The 19869-nt window shown below is 35.1% G+C and carries 17 protein-coding genes and 2 pseudogenes; 8 read left to right on the top strand and 11 right to left on the bottom strand.

The genetic code is table 11. The features are described 5' to 3' along the window. Positions 1-85: 85 nt before the first annotated feature. From ACNQGJ_RS09945 to ACNQGJ_RS09960, 4 genes and pseudogenes are all read right to left on the bottom strand, one after another. Entirely contained in the window at positions 86-1252 is a 1167-nt protein-coding gene (locus ACNQGJ_RS09945) for an ATP-grasp domain-containing protein (RefSeq protein WP_417972745.1), read from the bottom strand. Between the two features lie 16 nt (positions 1253-1268). Continuing rightward, complete coding sequence (locus ACNQGJ_RS09950) at positions 1269-2726, bottom strand: M28 family metallopeptidase (protein ID WP_417972744.1); 1458 nt, start codon at positions 2724-2726, stop codon at positions 1269-1271. A gap of 572 nt (positions 2727-3298) precedes the next feature. After that, positions 3299-3610, bottom strand: a complete 312-nt coding sequence (locus ACNQGJ_RS09955) for a type II toxin-antitoxin system VapC family toxin (RefSeq protein WP_417972743.1) — start codon at positions 3608-3610, stop codon at positions 3299-3301. Then, a pseudogene (locus ACNQGJ_RS09960) lies at positions 3607-3855 on the bottom strand (DUF6364 family protein). The gene ACNQGJ_RS09955 and the pseudogene ACNQGJ_RS09960 overlap by 4 nt, the downstream one beginning before the upstream one ends. A 109-nt stretch (positions 3856-3964) precedes the next feature. Here ACNQGJ_RS09960 and ACNQGJ_RS09965 point away from each other — a divergent pair. Continuing rightward, positions 3965-4496, top strand: a pseudogene (locus ACNQGJ_RS09965) (ATP-binding protein); the annotation flags it as partial. A 172-nt stretch (positions 4497-4668) separates the two neighbouring features. Here the strand turns inward: ACNQGJ_RS09965 and ACNQGJ_RS09970 are convergent. The 3 genes from ACNQGJ_RS09970 to ACNQGJ_RS09980 form a co-directional block, all read right to left on the bottom strand. Continuing rightward, positions 4669-5025, bottom strand: coding sequence for a hypothetical protein (locus ACNQGJ_RS09970; protein WP_417972742.1), 357 nt, complete (start codon positions 5023-5025; stop codon positions 4669-4671). Between the two features lie 435 nt (positions 5026-5460). Beyond that, the gene (locus tag ACNQGJ_RS09975; RefSeq protein WP_417972741.1) at positions 5461-6066 is read right to left on the bottom strand and encodes a YkgJ family cysteine cluster protein; all 606 of its coding nucleotides are present in this window, start codon (positions 6064-6066) and stop codon (positions 5461-5463) included. A 221-nt stretch (positions 6067-6287) separates the two neighbouring features. Further along, the gene (locus tag ACNQGJ_RS09980) at positions 6288-7181 is read right to left on the bottom strand and encodes a dienelactone hydrolase family protein (RefSeq protein WP_417972740.1); all 894 of its coding nucleotides are present in this window, start codon (positions 7179-7181) and stop codon (positions 6288-6290) included. Positions 7182-7551: 370 nt separating this feature from the next. Between ACNQGJ_RS09980 and ACNQGJ_RS09985 the strand changes: the two genes are divergently transcribed. The 7 genes from ACNQGJ_RS09985 (at position 7552) to ACNQGJ_RS10015 (ending at position 14236) form a co-directional block, all read left to right on the top strand. After that, a complete protein-coding gene (locus ACNQGJ_RS09985) occupies positions 7552-8505 on the top strand; it encodes an ion channel (protein ID WP_417972739.1) in 954 nt (317 codons plus the stop codon). Between the two features lie 77 nt (positions 8506-8582). Further along, positions 8583-9479: a MerR family transcriptional regulator gene (locus ACNQGJ_RS09990; protein ID WP_417972738.1), complete on the top strand. Its 897-nt coding sequence runs from the start codon at positions 8583-8585 to the stop codon at positions 9477-9479. A gap of 37 nt (positions 9480-9516) precedes the next feature. Continuing rightward, a complete protein-coding gene (locus ACNQGJ_RS09995) occupies positions 9517-10992 on the top strand; it encodes a phytoene desaturase family protein (RefSeq protein ID WP_417972737.1) in 1476 nt (491 codons plus the stop codon). A gap of 2 nt (positions 10993-10994) precedes the next feature. After that, positions 10995-11834 (top strand): phytoene/squalene synthase family protein, encoded by an 840-nt coding sequence (locus ACNQGJ_RS10000; protein ID WP_417972736.1) that lies wholly within the window; start codon positions 10995-10997, stop codon positions 11832-11834. Positions 11835-11882: 48 nt separating this feature from the next. Next, complete coding sequence (locus ACNQGJ_RS10005) at positions 11883-12323, top strand: sterol desaturase family protein (RefSeq protein ID WP_417972735.1); 441 nt, start codon at positions 11883-11885, stop codon at positions 12321-12323. A 156-nt stretch (positions 12324-12479) separates the two neighbouring features. Then, positions 12480-12941, top strand: a complete 462-nt coding sequence (locus ACNQGJ_RS10010; protein WP_417972734.1) for an SRPBCC family protein — start codon at positions 12480-12482, stop codon at positions 12939-12941. After that, positions 12941-14236, top strand: a complete 1296-nt coding sequence (locus ACNQGJ_RS10015; RefSeq protein ID WP_417972733.1) for a cryptochrome/photolyase family protein — start codon at positions 12941-12943, stop codon at positions 14234-14236. Before ACNQGJ_RS10010 ends, ACNQGJ_RS10015 begins: the two co-directional genes overlap by 1 nt. A gap of 104 nt (positions 14237-14340) precedes the next feature. Here the strand turns inward: ACNQGJ_RS10015 and ACNQGJ_RS10020 are convergent, their stop codons facing one another. From ACNQGJ_RS10020 to ACNQGJ_RS10035, 4 genes are all read right to left on the bottom strand, one after another. Further along, the gene (locus tag ACNQGJ_RS10020; RefSeq protein ID WP_417972732.1) at positions 14341-16122 is read right to left on the bottom strand and encodes an AMP-dependent synthetase/ligase; all 1782 of its coding nucleotides are present in this window, start codon (positions 16120-16122) and stop codon (positions 14341-14343) included. 299 nt (positions 16123-16421) lie between these two features. Continuing rightward, positions 16422-16553: a hypothetical protein gene (locus ACNQGJ_RS10025; RefSeq protein ID WP_417972731.1), complete on the bottom strand. Its 132-nt coding sequence runs from the start codon at positions 16551-16553 to the stop codon at positions 16422-16424. Between the two features lie 147 nt (positions 16554-16700). Beyond that, positions 16701-18986 carry a GH92 family glycosyl hydrolase gene (locus ACNQGJ_RS10030; RefSeq protein WP_417972730.1) on the bottom strand — a complete coding sequence of 762 codons (2286 nt, stop codon included), beginning with the start codon at positions 18984-18986 and terminating at the stop codon, positions 16701-16703. A gap of 209 nt (positions 18987-19195) precedes the next feature. Continuing rightward, positions 19196-19861: an HD domain-containing protein gene (locus tag ACNQGJ_RS10035; RefSeq protein WP_417972729.1), complete on the bottom strand. Its 666-nt coding sequence runs from the start codon at positions 19859-19861 to the stop codon at positions 19196-19198. Positions 19862-19869: the final 8 nt, after the last annotated feature.

Consider the following 19869-nt stretch of genomic DNA (forward strand, 5'->3'; position numbering starts at 1 on the left):
GCGCACTTGTTTCATAGATTAAAATTAAGATTATTTCTTAACTCTCTATGATGGCTAAGTCAGCATGTTCACTTTAAAATTTTCCTTATTTCGATACTATATATTTTCTTAAATCAGAGGTTAGAATATCATTTAATTCCTTTTTATTACTGGCAGCACTTTCAATAAAAGCAAATCCAAAAACAGGATATTTATTTATATCTAATTCTCTAATTACTATCGGTTTTTCAAAATCTTTAGCAAGATCTGAATAGTTAAATCCTAAAATATCCGAAGGGATTATTCCCGAATTATTATCCAAAATAATAACACTAAATGTTTTATTCTCTTTTCCTTTAAATATAGTATCCCAGTCTGGTTTTTTGTTTTCATAAAAGCATTTGTATTCATTAAATCCTAAAGTTACTCCTAGAAGGTCGGCCGTGGTGCAAAATCCACCAAAGCGTAAAGGGTTTACTTCGATGGGGATTATTTTCCCATTTTCATCTATGCGGACTTCTGCATGAGCCGGGAAATTTTTTAAATGTAACTCTTTACCAATTTTACTTAAAAAATATTCAAGATCAATTTTATACTTTTCAATGATTGCTTTGGATGTTGAATAAACCCGATCACTTGTGTCTGTTCCGGATGAAAAGAGGTGGTGTAAAACGTTTAACAAAACAGCATCTCCATTATTGTCGTAATAATAATCGATTGCATATTCTTCTCCACGAATAAATTCTTCAATAATAAAATTACTTGTGTTTAATACATTTTCAGGAAATATACTTTTAAGTTTATCAGGTTGTAACTCACTTTTAGCTTTTATCCAGTCTTTCTCATTTTCTACTATATGAACTCCTATGCTAAAGAAACCAACAGCAGGTTTAATTACAAAAGGGAACCGAATTTCATCATCGGACAATCGTTGGATTTCTTCAATACTTATTTGCTTGAAATAAAAGTCGGGAAACAACTCTTTTATAAGTTCTCTAAACTTTACTTTATTTTTTAAAACTTGTAATTGACTTGATAATTCACTTTCTCCATAGTATTGATCGATCCAAGCTAATGCGTTCTCTGAATTGCTATAAAGAGAAATTTCTGGATTATTTTTTAGTAAAGCGATTGCTTCCTCTTCCTCTATCCATGCCAAAGAATCATCTTTTACCAATTCTTTTGCTACTTTGGTTGCGATTATTTTATAATTATTATCTTTTATTGTTTTGATAAGAAAATCGGAAACAAATGGCTTGTCTATTAAGAACATAATAGTTAGTTATTTTTTACTTTTTTATTTCAATAGTTAAAGCAGGACGTTTGGCACTTTCAGCAATTCTCCATCCGGTTTCGTAGATCCACTTTGTCATCTTAGTCAGTTTTAGATAGTCAATTTTATCTGGGCTATCGAAAGGAGTATGGTAGTCAGGGTGTAATAGGGTGGTAAAAAATATTGCTGGAACATTAGCTTGAGCATAGGGAAGATGATCGCTTCGGAAGTACCAATTCTCTGGGTGATCTGCAGCATCCCAAGAAGTATCTACTTTGAAGTTGGCAATACTTTTATTAGCTGCTAAAGTGATAGCTACAAGGTCAGAAGAATTAAGATGAGGTTCTGTTACGCCTAATAGCGCCGCAGAATCAGATGCATTGCGTCCTATCATATCGCCATTTAAAACAGCAACTATGGAGGGCAGTTTAACGGTGGGATGGCTAACAAAATAGCGAGAACCCAATAAGCCTCTTTCCTCGGATCCGTGCCACACAAATAAAGCCGATCGCTTAGCGGGTTGTGTACTCCACGCACTCCCTATTGCAAGCATCGCTACCGTTACTGATGCATTATCATCAGCACCGTTCCAGATAGGATCACCGTTAACAGCAGGTCCTACTCCGTCATGGTCCTGGTGACCGCTGAATAAAACATATTCCTCTTTCAGTTTAGGATCAGTTCCATCAACCTTTGCAACAACATTAATAGAAGGATAGTCAAAATTCTCTACCTTCAAATTAGTTTTCAAATAAGTGCCTTGTTTAGAAAATATATTCTTTAACTGTTTACTTGCCAATATAATTGGTACCGTAGCTGCAGTAGAGGATTTGGCACCTTCAATTCCATAACTTCCTTCTTGATAATGAAATCCCGTAAACGAAATAAGTGATTCTACAGTATCATCAGCAATAAAAATGATAGCAGTAACACCGCGGCTGAGGAGTTCTTTTCCCTGCTGGTTCATGGCAGAAGCGGTATAACGATATTGCCAGAGGCTCACCCAGTCTTGAATAATGGGGGTTGGAGGCATAATATTCATAGCTACAATTTTGCCTTTCAGATCGACAGTATTATCCGGTATTTTGTCCAACCAAACTACAGAGCCTTCTAGGGTAGTGTCAACCAAATTAGTTGGCCAAATCTCTTTCCAAAGATCAAGTGTTTTACCATTTACACTAACAGCACTACTATTGGCCACACGGCTGCGTTTCAGATTAAAGAATTGGAAGTAGGTTCCATCTTCGCCTGCAGGTTTAAGGCCAGCTTCACGGGCCTTTTGAGCCACCCAAACAGAAGCTCGCATTTCGCCAAGTTCTCCTCCTCTTCGTCCCCGAAAGGCGTCACCCGCCAGTTCATATAAATCATCTTTTAGATCTTGCTGCTTAATTTTATCTAATTGTGGTGCTGTGCTTTGCGCAAAAAGCGAAGTGGAAATAAATAATATCAAAAGAAGAATTTGTTTGGATTTCATAAGGTTTATTTTTAAAAATTGAAAAGTTTAAAATCGTAAAGGATTTATAAGTATTGGCAGCCTGTCTGTAATCGCTATTGAATAGCCTAGTCTTTCCAAATGTATAGATAATCTTTTATTACAAATCATCAAAATGACTTTTTATTTGCTGAATGCTTTTGGTACTTCATTGGCTGTGAGTTTTTCTACTATTGCGCTCTAATAATTCCCGAATATAACGTAAATCCGTTTCGTTTACTAAGAAATGTGTCGCATAGCGATTCTATTTGGGACTTTATTTTGTATCCTAGTTTCTTAACCGTTTATTAGGAGCATTAAGGTCGTCGCTCATATCTTAACCTTCTCTTGTTAGTAATAAATTTAATTCAGGATTCATTTGTTTGATTTCATGTTTCGATTACGCACAACAGCAAGAGTTTTATTGTTGGTGCTATAGACGCAACGAACTCTAGCTGTTGGCAGTAGTCGGTTTATATAATACTACATAAATATTCCTCAGCTGTCATAATTGAAATTGTAGATTGCTTAAAGTCTTTTCCGTTTCTAGTTATAATTATTGAGCAGTTAGATTGTCAAGCAGTAAAATATTGGACAGCATTTGGAAAATTTTTAAAACTCAAATTTAACGCTTTGTCTATTGTTTCTTCATTAACCTCACAAACCTCACAGATTATTTTAAACTTTCGAAGTTTATTCAAAATAGATTCTGATATTTCATATTTATTTAAAACGTAATCTATTGTCGTAAATGAAAGAGGAGAAACAATTAGGGTAATTTTTTTTTGATCTGCTAAGGTAGCAACCTTAGCTATTGAATCAAAAAAAGGAATTCTTTCTCCCAATAAATCTAATATTACGTTGGTATCTAAAAAAATTCTGCTCATTTGTATTTTTGTTCTAAATATTCAGCATGCTCTTTTTTGTAATCGTAATCAGCTGGAATGCTAATTCCTAAAGAAAGACTTTTTACATACGGTGAAATTTGTATGTCATTATTTGTTTTATCTGAAGTCAAAGAATTAAGGTGATTTTCTATAATTCAAGATAAGCTTAATTTTTTTTCAGACGCATAATGTTTCACTTTTTCAATTATCTCTTGATCAAGCTTCAATGTGAGTTTAGTATCCATAACGTAAAATATTTATACGTACAGAAATACGAATTTAGGACGTAATAAATATAGATTCCGATTTTTTTTTTGCAATTACTGCCAACATCAGTTCTCCCGAAGGATCGGGATTTTAGACCATTATTTGGATGGCGCAATTGAAGCCGAAGCTGATGCGATTTGCGATGGCGAGAATGTATACATCATAGGAATTATGGAGCACATTGAACCTTGTGGAGTACACTCTGGTGATAGTAACGCTACTTTACCACCGTTTAACTTAGGCGTTGGCTTTGAGAACCGTTGGTTTAATCAACATTCAGTTTGCGATAAAAGACGATATCGTTTACATCATCGAAGCAAATCCTAGAGCGTCTCGTACGGTTCCATTTATTGCGAAAGCATACGGAGAACCTTATGTGAACTGTGCGACTAAAGTAATGTTAGGTCACAATAAAGTAACTGACTTCACTTTCAACCCACAATTAAAAGGATATGCCATCAAAAAACCGGTTTTCTCTTTCAGTAAATTCCATAATGTAAACAAAGCATTAGGACCAGAAATGAAATCAACAGGAGAAAGCATCTTGTTTATTGATGATTTGAAAGACGATCAGTTCTACGAATTGTACTCCAGAAGAAAAATGTATTTGAGTAAATAAGCTTGAGTTTATATATTGAAAAAGCCCCGAAATTTCGGGGCTTTTTTTGTGGGTGTGTGTTTTTTCAAAGGACCACTTGGTAGTATAATATATTTGTACGTACCACCTTTGAAATTTAAAGATAAAAAAAGCCCAAATGTAAAAATGAGCTTTTTGGTTATTAATAGTATTACTAAACTCTAATTAAAAATCTCGTAGAGGTTTTTGTGTTGTTTTGATCATAGACATCAATCATAATGTAAGTGTCCTTGGTAATACCAGTAATTAAGTAAGAGTAAGGATAGTTGTTTTTATTTTTTGCTGTTGTGTCATCAACAATAAATGATGTTGCACTCCCTTCTTTCGTAAGAATAACCTTTAATAAGGCTACCGAAGAAGTAATTGTTCCTGTCATAGTGTATTCTCCATTTACAGCTTTTCCTTCTGCCTGTGCAAATGCAATTGCTGGTGTCGATGTCGGTTCGTCTTTACTACAGCTTACAATTGATAGCGCAATAAATAAAAATGCGAGAATTTGTTTCTTGATCATAAAATAATTGTTTAATTGGGGTTGAATTTTTACCTTTTGTTTAAATAAGGATTAGTTCTCAAATGTAGCTAAACATTAATGGTCGAGGTAATTATCTGTGAATTATGAAAATATAATTAATTTTTATATAAATTAATTTTTCAATAATTGGAATAAAAAAACAAGTACATTTATTATGGTTGACTTTTCATGAAACTTACCACTCATATAATTTCGCATTTTTCAGTTACCATTCTTAATAAGTATTCCAATAAGCATGGCGCATTGGTATTGTCATTTTTATTCAGGTAGAAAGAGCTGCGAAATTAATGACTTGAAAGACGATCAGTTCTACGAATTGTACTCCAGAAGAAAAATGTATTTGAGTAAATAAGCTTGAGTTTATATATTCAAAAAGCCCCGTTTGATGCTTTTTTATGGAATGTATTTAGTGTTTTAATCGATGTTTTTGAGTTCGCTTGGAAACGGTCTGTACGCATAATAGTGCAAAACTTCTTCGATGGCAGTTTTTAACGCATCATTTATAGGAAGTATGGTAGTGGCTAGTCTGTTGTCAATATGTGAGAGTTGCATGTAATAATCAGTAAAAACAGGTACGTAGAGTCCTTCGCTAATGGCTTCTTCTGCCGTTTTGTAGTTTTCTTGTTGTCCTTCCTTGATTATTTTGCAAGTGGCTAATCGCAGTTTTCCATATTTGTCTCTACTGGCGGCATACCCAAAAAGCCTGCAAATTAATCCGCGATAGCGATAGTTGCTGCAACTTCCCATGTTTCTGTCAAGAATAGTCGGTCGGTATAAATGGCAATTACTATCGGATTTGTTGTTTAACTCGACTAACATTTCCTCGGCTTTACCGTTTAAAAATAAATACAATGCCCACGGTAAAAACTCCAAAGGTGAAGCATTGATGTCCGGAGTGGAACAACACTTGCCACAACCGGTGCGACACTGTAAATGAGTTTCTGATTGGAACACCGTAACTTCATTTTCCAGACGGCCAAATAATTCCTCTACCAATCGAACTTTGTGTTCTATAGACATTAATTTTTTTTGTAAGGTAGGCTATTAAAAACCGTTACAGGGATAATGCCGTTTTACTTGCGAATTATATTTTGAGACTTAATTAGTGTGAGGTTGAATTGTTATGTGCGGTTTGATTTAGTGGTTATAGAGACGAACGGGAAGCTTGCGCCAGCTGGGTACCCTTCTTCGGAGAATGAAGGCCCCAATCACGGGACTTTCTAAACAGTTGTAGTTTGAAATTATTTCTTCTTCAATTTTTCCTTAAAAAAATCAATCGTTCGTGTCCACGATAAAGTAGCGGCTTTTTCATCGTAACGTGGAGTGGTATTGTTATGAAAACCATGATTCACCCCTTCATAGAAATATGCGACATGTTCTACTTTATTCTTTTGGAGAATGGCTTCAAAAGCGGGCCAACCTTCATTTACGCGAGTGTCTAAACTAGCATAGTGTGCCATGATGGGTGTTTTTATTTTTTCGGCTTCTTCGGCAGTGGGTTGTCCGCCGTAATACGGAACTGCGGCACATAGTTTTGGTATTTTTACCGCCATCATATTGGCAATCCAACCACCAAAACAAAATCCTACCACGCCAATATGTTCATTACAATCTTTGTGCGATTTTAGGTATTTGTAGGCTGCAATGAAATCTTCGAGCATTTCTTCACGGGTTCGTTTTTTTTGTAATTCTCTTCCTGCATCATCATTTCCGGGATAACCGCCCAGTGGTGATAAGGCATCCGGTGCCAAAGTAATAAATCCTTCCACAGCTGCTCTTCGTCCTACATCTTCAATATACGGATTCAGTCCACGGTTTTCATGTACAATAATGATTCCCGGGAGTTTCTTTCTAGTTTCCGTAGGTTGGGATAAAAGTCCCTTTATCTTGCCTCCGCCTTTAGGAGAATCGTACGTGATAAATTCTGATTTCAACCTTGGATCATCGGGTTTTATCAAAATAGAATCAACGTAATTAGGTGTCATAAAGCTAAGAAGTGACGGAAGCGTAAGCGTTCCTACCGCGAACAAAGATAGTTTCTCGACGAATTGTCTTCTTTCAATTTTATTATGGGCATAATCATCGTATAAGTCAAATACTTCCTGACTGATATCTTCTTTGGTTAGTTTTTTCATAGCAGTTGTTTTTATTCAACTAATTTAGAAAAAAAAAACAGTAAAAATTCCACGATGAAACGGAACTTTGGGCATACTATAAATTTATTTGCCTCTAATTTTTTTGTTTCAGTGCTATCTTTTAGCATTTCGCTATAGTTAACGGGTAGTTTAATCAATTTAATAAAAAATAATATAAAGCGTATGTTTTCAATAAATTGTGTAAATATTGTGTTTTTTAAAGTTTCTGTTTAAAGTTAAAATTGAGCGTGGAAGATTTCTCAATTATTTTTCAGTTTTATTTTAAATTGTACCGAACGTGAAGAAACGCCTTTTTTTTAAGATGTATTTTAACTAAATTTACTTCCAAATAATTTTAAAAATTCTTCCTTTGAATTCAATTAATGCCAACGCGAAAGCCGACAAGAATACTGGTTTCGGAACTAACGCCAACAGTTATGGAGGACGTTTCGTCAATAAAAATGGTACAGCGAATGTTGAGAAACGGGGAATGCCTTTTTTGCGTCGTATCAGTTGGTATCACACTATGATTGATATGTCAATATGGAAATTTTTACTTATCATTCTCTCGTTTTATGTGACGATTAATTTCATATTTGCATCTGTTTATTATGGAATTGGAATTGAATTTTTGAACGGGATTTCCAGTTCGGAAAGTGAATTAGTCAAATTTGGACAAGCTTATTTTTTCAGTGCCCAAACTTTTACGACAGTTGGTTATGGGCATATAAGTCCTTCTGGTTTTTTGACCAGCGCCCTTTCTGCTGCTGAAGCGCTAATGGGTCTGCTGAGTTTTGCCATTGCAACGGGTTTGTTTTTTGGTCGATTTAGTAAACCTACCGCTTTTTTAAAGTTTTCTTATAATGCGGTAATTGCCCCGTATGGAGAGATTACTGGTTTAATGATTAGAACCACTCCTTTTAAAAACACAAATTTTACCGATGCTGAAGCCAAGATGACACTGGGTATGAGCGTCACCGAAAACGGGAAGAGAACCAATAAATTTTATGCCCTTGAATTAGAATTGGATAAGATTAACGCACTGACTTTAAGTTGGACTTTAGTGCATCCCATTACAGAAGATAGTCCTCTTTATAAATTTACGGCAGCCGATTTTAAAAACACCAATGGTGAAATACTTGTTTTTATTAAAACCTTCGATGATATGTTTAGTAATACAGTTGCCATTCGGACTTCCTATACCTTTGATGAGGTTATTTATGGCGCTAAATTTGAGCCGATGTATACCCGAAGCGATGATAATTCAAGAACAATTCTAAATTTGGATAAATTAAATGTTTTCAACAATGTAGATTTATTATAGGAACCATTGTTTTTAAATTATTTTGAACAGAATGTTAATTTAATATTTTACATTTGTTTATTAAATTTTGATAAACGATGAACAATGTTAAAAACGTATTTAGTATCAAAGATCTCGAAAATCTTTCAGGCATCAAAGCGCATACGATACGAATATGGGAGAAAAGATACGATATTCTTCAACCAATGCGTACGGATACTAACATTCGGTTGTACGATTTGGCCAGTTTGCAAAAGCTGCTGAATATTACTTTGCTACACGAATATGGATACAAGATATCTAAAATTGCGACCTATCCTCCAGACAAATTACCTTCTCTCGTACGCGAAATAATTTCCAATAAGACCGCCAAAAGCCATGCTATTAGTGAGTTTAAGATGGCGATGATGAATTTTGACCAAGATTTATTTTTTAATACATACAATTGGTTGATTGCTGAAAAATCATTCAAGGAAATATTTCATCAAGTTTTTATACCACTAATGAACGAGCTGGGATTGCTGTGGCAATCTGATACAATAACGCCAGCCCACGAGCATTTTATAACGTATTTGATCAAGCAAAAATTGCTAATCAATACCGAAAAAATTCAAGTATTAAAGCAAACTAAAAAAGATAAAGTCTTTGTCCTTTCCTTGCCTATGAATGAAATTCATGAACTGGGATTGATGTATATAAACTATGAAATTTTGTTACTTGGCTACAAAACTATCTATTTAGGGGAAAGCATGCCGATTAATAATTTAAAAGATTTAAAAAAGCATTTTGACGCTATTGTTTTTGTTTCGTATTTCACGGTGCAACCGGAAAGGGATATTTTGGACGAATACATTCAAAAAATGGCTGAGGAGTTATTAGATGAGAATACGGAGTTATGGTATACAGGACGTTTGGTTTCGTTTATTAACAAAGAAGGACTTTCTGATAAAATATCAATTTTCAATTCTATTTCTGAATTAGTGAATGAAATTTAATTTTTTTGTTTAAACTTTTTGTATATTTGCTAAACAAATGAGAGAAATAAAAAAAATTACAATTATAGGTTCCGGGTTTTCTTCGCTTGCAGCCTCCTGTTATTTAGCACAAAGTGGACATGATGTTACCGTTTATGAAAAAAATGCAACAATTGGCGGAAGAGCACGACAAGTAGAAATTGATGGTTTCACTTTTGACATGGGACCAAGTTGGTACTGGATGCCAGATGTGTTTGAGCGATTTTTTGCTGATTTTGGAAAGAAAACAACAGATTACTACGAGTTAATAAAGCTGTCACCAGCGTACCGAGTGTATTATGGTATCAATGATTTTATTACAATTGCAGATAATTTAACGGATATTATTTTTGCTTTTGAGGAAATCGAAAAAGGTAGCGGAGCGCTATTAAATGATTTTATGGCTGAAGCCAAAAGTAATTATGATATCGCCATAAAAGATTTAGTGTACCGTCCAGGGGTTTCTCCATTGGAGTTAATAACTGTGGAGACAGCTAAAAAAGTTGGGAAGTTTTTTAGTAACATCAGCAGAGATGTTCGTAAGAAATTTAAAAATGAACGATTAATTCAAATTTTAGAATTTCCAGTTTTGTTTCTTGGTGCAAAACCGTCCGATACACCATCGTTTTATAGTTTCATGAACTTTGCTGATTTTGGTCTTGGAACCTGGCATCCTAAAACAGGAATGTTTGATGTAGTCCGTGCCATAGAAAGTTTGGCGATTGAACTAGGAGTTAAATTCCAGACAAATGCTACTATCGAAAAGATAATTGTAAGCAATAAAACAGCTAGAGGATTAATAGTTAATGGCGAAACGATTGCCTCAGATTTGATTTTGAGCGGTGCTGATTACCATCATACCGAAACATTACTGGATCTGGAACATCGTGCCTATTCTGAAAAATATTGGGAGAGCCGGGTTTTTGCTCCTTCGTCATTATTGTTTTATGTTGGTTTTAATAAAAAAATAGAAAACATTTCGCATCATGCATTGTTTTTTGATGTTGATTTTTATCAGCATGCCAAGGATATTTATGATGATCCACAGTGGCCAAAAGAACCGCTGTTTTATGCTAATTTTCCATCTGTGACAGACAAAACTGCCGCTCCTGAAGGGATGGAATCTGGGTTTTTCTTAGTACCTTTAGCTCCGGGAATCAATGATAATGAGGCTTTAAGAGAAGAATATTTTGACAAAATAATAGATCGTTTTGAAGTTTTGACACAGCAAAGCGTAAAAAATAATATTGTAGTAAAAAAATCGTTTTGTAAAAATGATTTTGTTTCAGAATACAATTCTTATAAAGGAAATGCGTACGGAATGGCAAACACGTTATTGCAAACCGCATTTTTACGACCCAAATTGAAAAGTAAAAAAGTAAAGAATTTATATTTCACAGGTCAATTGACCGTTCCGGGACCAGGCGTTCCACCAGCATTAATTTCGGGGAAATTAGTATCAGAATTAATTAACAAGCAATTTTCAGCGCAATAATTATGAAGCAATTATTTGATGATGTATCTTTTAAATGTAGCAAGTTAGTTACAAAAAACTATAGCACCTCCTTCTCTATGGCAGTGTACATGTTGTCTCCTAGTATAAGAGATGCCATTTATAGTATTTATGGATTTGTTCGTTTTGCGGATGAAATTGTAGATTCATTTCACGGTTTTGATAAAGAAGGCTTAATCACGGAGTTTGAAGCGGAGTATTACAAGACAATTGAAAGAGGAATAAGTTTAAATCCAATCTTAAACTCTTTTCAGCTTACGGTAAAAGAATACAATATCTCCGACGATTTAATTCAAGCTTTCTTGAAAAGTATGAAATTGGATCTCATAAAATCGGATTACAACAGCAAAGCCGAATATGATGATTACATTTATGGTTCTGCTGATGTGGTTGGGTTGATGTGTCTTAAGGTGTTTGTCGCAGGCGATTTTGAAAGGTACAATCAGTTGAAAAGCGAAGCAATGCGTTTGGGTTCGGCTTTCCAAAAAGTTAATTTTTTGAGAGATTTAAAAGACGATAATTTGGTGTTAAACCGCAATTATTTTCCTGGAGTCGATTTAAATTCATTCGATGAAAAAGCTAAAACGGCAATTATTAGCGAAATCAAAGAAGATTTTAAAATAGCGTATCAAGGAATTGTCAAGTTGCCAATCGAAGCTAAGTTTGGCGTATACACTGCTTTTGTATATTACAAAAAACTACTAAAAAAATTAGAAAATACGCCTTGCCATGAAATTGGTAATGCTAGAATTCGAGTTTCTAACTATACCAAAGCAGGTCTGTTGGCGCAATCTTTTGTAACTTATAAATTGAAGTTAGTTTAAATTGCCGTCTGTTTTAAAAAAGTGTATTTTTAATTAAATAAAAGAATAATGATTTCCTTTTTAATCTTTTTTGGTGTTTTCCTGTTTATGGAATGTGTCACTTGGCTAACACACAAGTACATTATGCACGGTTTGATGTGGTATTTTCATGCGGATCATCACCAACCTAAATACGCTAATATTTTCGAACGAAACGATATTTTCTTCGTGATTTTTGCCCTTCCCAGCATCGTTCTTTTCTACTTTGGCGTGCAAGGCGGAATGAACTATTTGTTTTTCATTGGACTCGGAATCACATTTTACGGATTCTGTTATTTCATGATTCACGATGTGTTGATTCATCAACGTTTCAAGTGGTTTAAAAATACAAATAATAAATATTTAATAGGATTGAGAAAAGCACACAAAATCCATCATAAACATCTTGGTAAGGAACATGGTGAATGTTTCGGAATGTTATTTGTACCTTTAAAATATTACAAAATATAAAGTTTAATTGGGGCGTGACCCGCTGAAAAAACGGGTCGGGCTATCCGTTCCCGCTTTTTTATCTCTGTCTAAAATGCCAGTTATAAAAAGAGCTCCACTACTATCCCTCACGCGAGACCAGTGTTCCATGACGGTATTTATCTTTAAAAGACAATCATGAAAATATACAAACAAGAAACCGTTCAGAACGTTAATGCCACTTTAGAAGAATGCTGGAGTTTTTTTTCAAATCCAAAAAATCTTCAGAAAATCACACCGGAAGGAATGGGTTTTCAAATCACGGATTTCGACCATAAATCTATGTATCCAGGGCAAATCATTCAATATAAAGTAACGCCGCTTTTTGGAATTACTTTGTCGTGGATGACTGTAATAACCCAAGTACAAGAAAATAGTTATTTTATAGACGAACAGCGTTTTGGTCCATACAGTTTTTGGCATCACAAACATTTCTTCGAAGCCACACCAAACGGAACCAAGATGACGGATGTGGTGCATTACGGATTGCCGCTTGGTTTTTTGGGCCAAATTATGAATACGTTAGTAGTTAAAAATAAGTTGAAATCTATTTTTGCTTATCGTGTAGCTAAAGTAGACGAAATGTTTAATGCAAAGTAATGAGTAAACAAGAAGTATCTATTTTTTGGTTCAGGCGTGATTTACGTCTGGAAGATAATGTTGGATTATATCAGGCTCTGAAATCTCAATATCCAGTTATTCCAGTGTTTATCTTTGATGATTCTATTTTAGATACTTTACCAAAAAACGATGCCAGAGTAAGTTTTATTTACGACTCACTTTCGAAAATAAATACACAATTACAGGAAATAGGAAGTTCACTTTTGGTAAAAAAAGGAAAAACCCTCGACGTTTGGCAAGTGCTTTTAGAGGAATTCGACGTCAAAGAAGTTTTCTTCAACAAGGATTACGAACCCTACGCCATAGTAAGAGATAGAGCTATTTGTGATGTACTGGAAGCAAACAAAATTAACTCCTTTTCGTTCAAAGACCAGGTTATTTTCGAAGAAAAGGAAATTACAAAAGCCGATGGATTGCCATATACCGTGTACACCCCTTTTAAAAATAAATGGTTAGAAAAATACAAAGCAATGGCTCCGGTTCCCGAATACGATGCCACGGATATGTTTTCTAATTTCTATAAATGTGACTTTGTTTTTCCCTTTTTGGAACAAATAGGTTTCGAAGAAAGTCCGATAAAAGTAAAGCCGCACAATCTAAAATATATTGCAGATTATCAAGATATACAAAATTTTCCGGCAATAGACAAAACCTCCTATCTTTCACCTCATTTACGTTTTGGAACAGTAAGCGTCCGTAAACTGGTAAATTGGGCATTTCATAAAAATGATGTCTTTTTGAGTGAACTCATTTGGAGAGAATTCTTTATGCAAATCTTATTCAGTTTTCCAAAAGTAGTTACTCAAAACTTCAAATCAGCGTATGATGGGATTCAGTGGCGCAATAACGAAGACGATTTTAAGCGCTGGTGTTCGGGAACAACGGGCTATCCTATGGTTGATGCCGGAATGCGTCAGCTCAATGAAACCGGATACATGCACAACAGAGTGCGCATGGTGGTAGCAAGTTTTCTTTGCAAACATTTATTGATTCAGTGGCAGTGGGGAGAAGCTTATTTTGCACAAAAACTATTGGATTACGAATTGTCCTCTAATGTTGGCAATTGGCAATGGGCCGCAGGAACGGGCTGTGATGCAGCACCTTATTTCCGTGTTTTTAATCCCGAGATTCAACAAAAAAAATTCGATGAAAAAGGACTCTACATCCGAAAATGGATCAAAGAATTCGATTTAGGTTACGGCGAACCAATGGTAGTGCACGCAATGGCCAGAGACCGGGCAATCACAACCTATAAAGCCGGAATTGTGAAGTGATATTCAAAAATGAACGTACAAATATATCCTGATTTTAAAAAAAATAGGACACGCTTACAACAGATTAAATTTAGACGTTTAGTTTGGTGCTGAAGCGGTTTTATCTAAGGCTGGCTGTAGATTTTCTGGAATAAATCAATGTATTTTTCCATTACTATTTTTCGTTTCAGTTTTAGAGTAGGAGTCAATTGTCCGCCTTCGATAGACCAAACGTCAGGCGTTAATTCAAAACGTTTTATTTTCTCCCAATTTCCAAATTTTTCATTTAAGCTGTCTATTTCTTCCTGAATCCTTGCAATCACTTTTTCGTTTATTACGATTTCTTCATTGCTATTTCCAATATCAATACGGTGAATATGCGCCCATTCTTTAACAAAATCAAAACTCGGCTGAATAAAGGCTGCCGGCATTTTTTGACCGTCGCCAATTACCATTATTTGTTCAATAAAACGAGATTGTTTCATTGTATTTTCGATTAACTGTGGCGCAATATATTTCCCTCCCGAGGTTTTGAACATTTCTTTCTTGCGATCGGTAATTTTCAAGAATCCTTCTTCGTCAAAAATTCCAATATCGCCAGTGTGAAAATAGCCGTTAGTAACTACTTCATTGGTCAATTTTTCATCTTTATAATAGCCCATCATTACGTTTGGTCCTTTGCACAGAATTTCGCCATCTTCAGCAATTAGCACTTCGACATTATCAATTACTTTACCCACAGTTCCTACTTTGAAACCATGTTTTCTCATGTCATTAACAGCGATTACAGGTGACGTTTCAGTCAAACCATATCCTTCCATCACCGGAATTTCAGCAGCAGCAAAAATTCTGGCTAATCTAGGTTGTAAAGCGGCACTACCAGAAACCATTAAATCAAGGTTTCCACCCAAACCTTCTTTCCATTTGCTAAAAATAAGTTTGCGGGCAATTTTAAGCTGAAACTCATACCAAAATCCATTTTTGCCGTAAGGCTCATAGATTAGTCCTAGATTTATTGCCCAAAAAAACAATTTCTTTTTGATGCCGGTTAACTCCGTTCCTTTGGCATAGATTTTATCGTATACTTTCTCTAAAAGTCTTGGAACGGCAGTAATCACCGTTGGTCTTACTTCTTTTAAATTATCACTAATTTTGTCAATTGATTCACCAAAATATATCGAAACGCCGAAATATTGGTATAAATACAAAATCATTCTTTCAAAAATATGGCAGATCGGAAGGAAGCTTAGCGCACGGCTTTTACCAGCTTCAAAAGGAATTCTCGAGGCACTGTCTAACACGTTTGAGACAATGTTTTGATGCGAAAGCATAACTCCTTTTGGTTTTCCCGTGGTTCCAGAAGTATAAATTATAGTCGCTAAATCTTCTGTTTTTACATTGTTTTTACGAATTTCAACTTCACTTTGATTGCCGGTATCGACACCAAGGATCAATAATTCATTCCAGTTTTTACAACCTTCTATTTCGTTAAACGAATAGACTTCTTTGAGCGTAGCAACTTTATTTTTGATCAAATTCACTTTTCGAAGCACTTCCGCATCGGAGACAAAACAGTATATGGCACCGGAATGATTCAGAATATATTCGTAGTCATCTTCAGAAATGGTTGGGTAAATAGGAACGGTTTGCGCGCCAGTTTGCAACACACCAATATCCATGATATTCCATTCGGTTCTATTATTGGTAGAAATAATGGCAATTTTATCGTCTTTTTGAACGTTCATTCTCAAGAGTGCCCTGGAAACAGCGTTGGCTTTAGCAATATATTCCTGAGTAGAAGTTTTTATCCAAACCCCATTTTGCTTCGTTGTTAAGGCATCTGGAATTGAGTTATATTTATCTTGTTGATAATAAGGAAAATCAAAAAGTCTAGTTATAGAAGTCATTATTCGCATATTGAATTGACTTGCAAATTAAATAAAAATTAATAAAAATTATTAGTTTTTAAAAATTAAATGGAAATTTAAACTGGAATCATTCCCTTTTACGAAATCGTTTTCTTGAAATAAAGTTTAACAGGCTGATAGTAAGACAAAATAATACTTTTAGATGGAATTACTAATGAACAGCATTGCAAATAAATGGTTGGAGAAATAGACATTTATTCAGCCTTTTGATGCTTCTATTTCTGAATTTGTCGCTTTTGCCATGTTCCATACATTCCAGTCCTTAAATTATTCCATTTTTATAAATTAAATTCTTGAAAAAAACCGGTTCCATCTGTCGCTAATTGTACGATAGGCGTTATCAGATCTTCAAAAAGATAGAGTGTTGTTACAGGGAAATCACTGCCAAAGTGCAATTTGGTAGATTCCACTTTGGCAGTGATTTTTTTAGTTTGTTTTGTACTTTTACGCTAGAAAAAAACAACATTAATAGTAATGTAAATACGGTAACTACAATTGTTACTTCGCTAGTTTTGGTTTTTTAGTCCGACAGTGTTTTTTGATTCGGTGCCAAAGGATTAGTTCTTTGTAGGCTTTGGTGCCATATAAAAAGTAATTTTTGAACCATTGGTAATATCGGCATGTTTAATAAATAAACTGTTTAAAGGTTTTCCGTTCAAAAGCACTTTTTTCACATAAACATTTTTGTCACTTTGGTTCACTGCTTCTACCGTAAATGTTTTTCCATTTTCTAGCGTCAGCGTGGCATTATTTACCAGTGGCGATCCTAAACTGTATTCATCAGATCCGGGTGATACAGGATAAAATCCCAGTGACGAGAAAATATACCAGGCACTCATTTGTCCGCAATCATCATTTCCTCCTAAACCATCGGGAGTGGGTTTGTATTGCATGTTCAATATTTTACGCACTTGGGATTGTGTTTTCCATGGTTCATCAGTCCAATTATAAAAATAAGCCACATGGTGCGCTGGCTCATTGCCATGAACGTAACCTCCTATAATTCCTTCTCTGGTAATATCTTCGGTTTCTGCAAAAAAGGAATCCGGTAGATACATTGAAAATAGCTTGTCTAAGCGCGATGCAAACGTTTTTTTGCCGCCCATTTGCATTACTAATTGGCTTGGATCTTGTGGTACAAAAAAGCTGTAATTCCAGCTATTGCCTTCTATGAAACCTTGTCCGTGCGTGCTCAATGCATCAAATTCTTTTTTGAAGGTGCCGTCAGCTAATTTTGGACGCATAAAACCTGTTGTTTTATCAAAATTGTTTTTCCAGTTTCCGGAGCGCTTTATAAATTCATTATATACATCCGTTCGGTTTAATTTCTTGGCTATTTGTGCAATACACCAATCGTCATACGCATATTCCAAAGTATTTGAAACGGAGACGCCGCTTTTTTCAGCGGGAATATAACCCAAATCTATATAGCTGCCAATGCCTTCATAATTGCGGTGGTTTGCTGTTGTGATACAGGCTTCTAAAGCTTGATTTTCATCTCCATTGTAAATTCCTTTTATAATCGCATCCGCAATCACGGAAACACTGTGATAACCGCTCATACACCAGTTATCATTCGAATAATGAGACCAAATGGGTAACATGTGCAGCGCACTTTGATCGTAATGTGCCAACATGGATTTTACCATATCATTATTGCGTGAGGGTTGTATTATATTGAAAAACGGATGCAGTGCCCGATAGGTATCCCAAAGTGAAAAAGTACTGTAATTAGTAAAGCCGTCTGCTTGGTGAATTCCTTGATCCAGCCCTTTATACTGTCCGTTTATATCAGTGTACGTCGTTGGATTTATGAAAGTATGATACATGGCAGTGTAAAAATTTACTTTGGTAGCTTCGGATGCAGTGATGTTGATTTTATTCAACTCTTTATTCCAAATTGCTTGTGCTTGGTTTTTTACTTTTTCGAAATCCCAATCTTTGATCTCCCCCTGCATATTTTGCAGCGCGTTTTCTTGGCTGACCGAGGATATAGAGAATTTTATTTTTATTTTTTCGGCTTCTTCTGTTTTGAAATCAAAATACATTCGTATTTTTTGGCCGGCTATTTCTGGAAAATTTTTGCTTTGGTCGAACTTGCCCCAAAATCCTTTATACGGTTGTTTAGAGTCGTAATTTTTTTGGCCGTATTCAGTAAAAGGTTTTGAAAATGACATCGCGAAATAAACTGTTCGGGTTCTTGCCCAACCATTTGTTTGTCTGTATCCGGTAATCAAAGTATCATTAATAACTCTCACATATGTCCAAACGTTTTTTTGATCGTAATTATAAATTCCGGCCATTAAATCTAAAATGATATGACTTTCGTCCGATTTTGGAAAAGTATATTGATGCATACCAACCCGCGTTGTAGCAGTCATCTCAGCTAGAATGCCATCATCATCCAGTTTGACTTTATAATAACCGGCTTCGGCTTTTTCGTTAGCATGAGAAAATGCGGAGCGATACCCACTTTTTGGATTTGTGGCGGTTCCAGGGTTCAACTGCAATTTTCCTTGTGTTGGCATTATTAGAAAATCCCCAAGATCAGAATGTCCCGTTCCGCTTAAATGGGTGTGGCTAAAACCTACTATAGTTTTATCTTCATATTTATAACCTGCACAATATTTGTAAACATCGCCATTGTATTTTCCATTAAGTTCATAGGAAATAGTGTCTGTTTCCGGGCTTAATTGGACGGCTCCAAAAGGAACTGTGGCACCGGGATAAGTATGTCCCATTTTTTCGGTTCCAATGATTGGTTTTACATATTGAACTAAATTTTGCTGTGCATGGGTATTAAAAAAACTGTAGAGTAGGGCAAAAAGGAATATTTTTTTCATGAGATAACTTGTAAATTAGTTTTGGGGACGTAATGCGGATCTGGGATCGCATTCAAATCTAACTAATCGTACGTTTTCAAGCAAATATCAGCACTGTTTTAACAGCAAAAAACTTCTGCAACGCATAACAATATTCATTTCGACTTATATTCAGACAGGTATTTAAAATTAAAATACAGCCTTTGCGTAGCTACTAAACGAAGTCAATTTTACCAGTTCTCTAATTTTTTTTGTTTAATCAGTAGCTTTAGATTCTTTTCTTTGACCGCAGTTCGATTTTGGATGCAGTAGTCTGTATGATAAAAGTGCGATTGGAGAAAATTAATTTGCATGTCGTTCCACTCTTCCATGCTGAGTTTTGGATTATAATGTTTCAATTCCAAAAAAAGTTTATTTCCTACTCTAGTATAATGATTGGTGCCTAAGTATTCGACATCGGCATCCGCTAGAATGCATTCTAATTTGGTTTTTGGTTGTTGTGGTATAATAGTGGCTCTAATCATACCGGCAATAATTTCAATTTCTTTTTTGGTATATCCAAATTCAGGCAATTTTTTTTCAGCTAGCCGAATGCTTTCTTCTTCATGTCCTTCGTTAACGCCATTGATAAAACCGGCGTCATGAAACAATGCGGCCGTTTTAATGAGCAGAATATCGTCTTCGGTTATATTTTCTTGTTGCGCAATATATTCTGCGGCTTCCTGAACATGTTGCGTATGTTTCCAATGGTGATAAAAGAGAAAAGGAGACAATTGTGTTTTTAAACAATTCATAACATTGGCATACAAAAGATTCCAGTTTTTCATATTTGCAGGTACAATTAAATTTAAAAATAGTGTAAATGCCATCAAAGCATCTTGGTAAGATGGTTTCATGGATTTTA

It is taken from the genome of Flavobacterium cryophilum, from assembly GCF_048286555.1.
In the GTDB taxonomy this organism is placed as follows: Bacteria; Bacteroidota; Bacteroidia; order Flavobacteriales; family Flavobacteriaceae; genus Flavobacterium.

Coding starts and splice junctions, on each gene's coding strand:
- ACNQGJ_RS10005 (WP_417972735.1), top strand. CDS start 11,883: ATGATTTCCTTTTTAATCTTTTTTGGTGTTTTCCTGTTTATGGAATGT.
- ACNQGJ_RS09995 (WP_417972737.1), top strand. CDS start 9,517: ATGAGAGAAATAAAAAAAATTACAATTATAGGTTCCGGGTTTTCTTCG.
- ACNQGJ_RS10015 (WP_417972733.1), top strand. CDS start 12,941: ATGAGTAAACAAGAAGTATCTATTTTTTGGTTCAGGCGTGATTTACGT.
- ACNQGJ_RS09990 (WP_417972738.1), top strand. CDS start 8,583: ATGAACAATGTTAAAAACGTATTTAGTATCAAAGATCTCGAAAATCTT.
- ACNQGJ_RS09945 (WP_417972745.1), bottom strand. CDS start 1,252: ATGTTCTTAATAGACAAGCCATTTGTTTCCGATTTTCTTATCAAAACA.
- ACNQGJ_RS09950 (WP_417972744.1), bottom strand. CDS start 2,726: ATGAAATCCAAACAAATTCTTCTTTTGATATTATTTATTTCCACTTCG.
- ACNQGJ_RS10000 (WP_417972736.1), top strand. CDS start 10,995: ATGAAGCAATTATTTGATGATGTATCTTTTAAATGTAGCAAGTTAGTT.
- ACNQGJ_RS09975 (WP_417972741.1), bottom strand. CDS start 6,066: ATGTCTATAGAACACAAAGTTCGATTGGTAGAGGAATTATTTGGCCGT.
- ACNQGJ_RS10020 (WP_417972732.1), bottom strand. CDS start 16,122: ATGACTTCTATAACTAGACTTTTTGATTTTCCTTATTATCAACAAGAT.
- ACNQGJ_RS10010 (WP_417972734.1), top strand. CDS start 12,480: ATGAAAATATACAAACAAGAAACCGTTCAGAACGTTAATGCCACTTTA.
- ACNQGJ_RS10030 (WP_417972730.1), bottom strand. CDS start 18,986: ATGAAAAAAATATTCCTTTTTGCCCTACTCTACAGTTTTTTTAATACC.
- ACNQGJ_RS10035 (WP_417972729.1), bottom strand. CDS start 19,861: ATGAAACCATCTTACCAAGATGCTTTGATGGCATTTACACTATTTTTA.
- ACNQGJ_RS09955 (WP_417972743.1), bottom strand. CDS start 3,610: ATGAGCAGAATTTTTTTAGATACCAACGTAATATTAGATTTATTGGGA.
- ACNQGJ_RS09980 (WP_417972740.1), bottom strand. CDS start 7,181: ATGAAAAAACTAACCAAAGAAGATATCAGTCAGGAAGTATTTGACTTA.
- ACNQGJ_RS09970 (WP_417972742.1), bottom strand. CDS start 5,025: ATGATCAAGAAACAAATTCTCGCATTTTTATTTATTGCGCTATCAATT.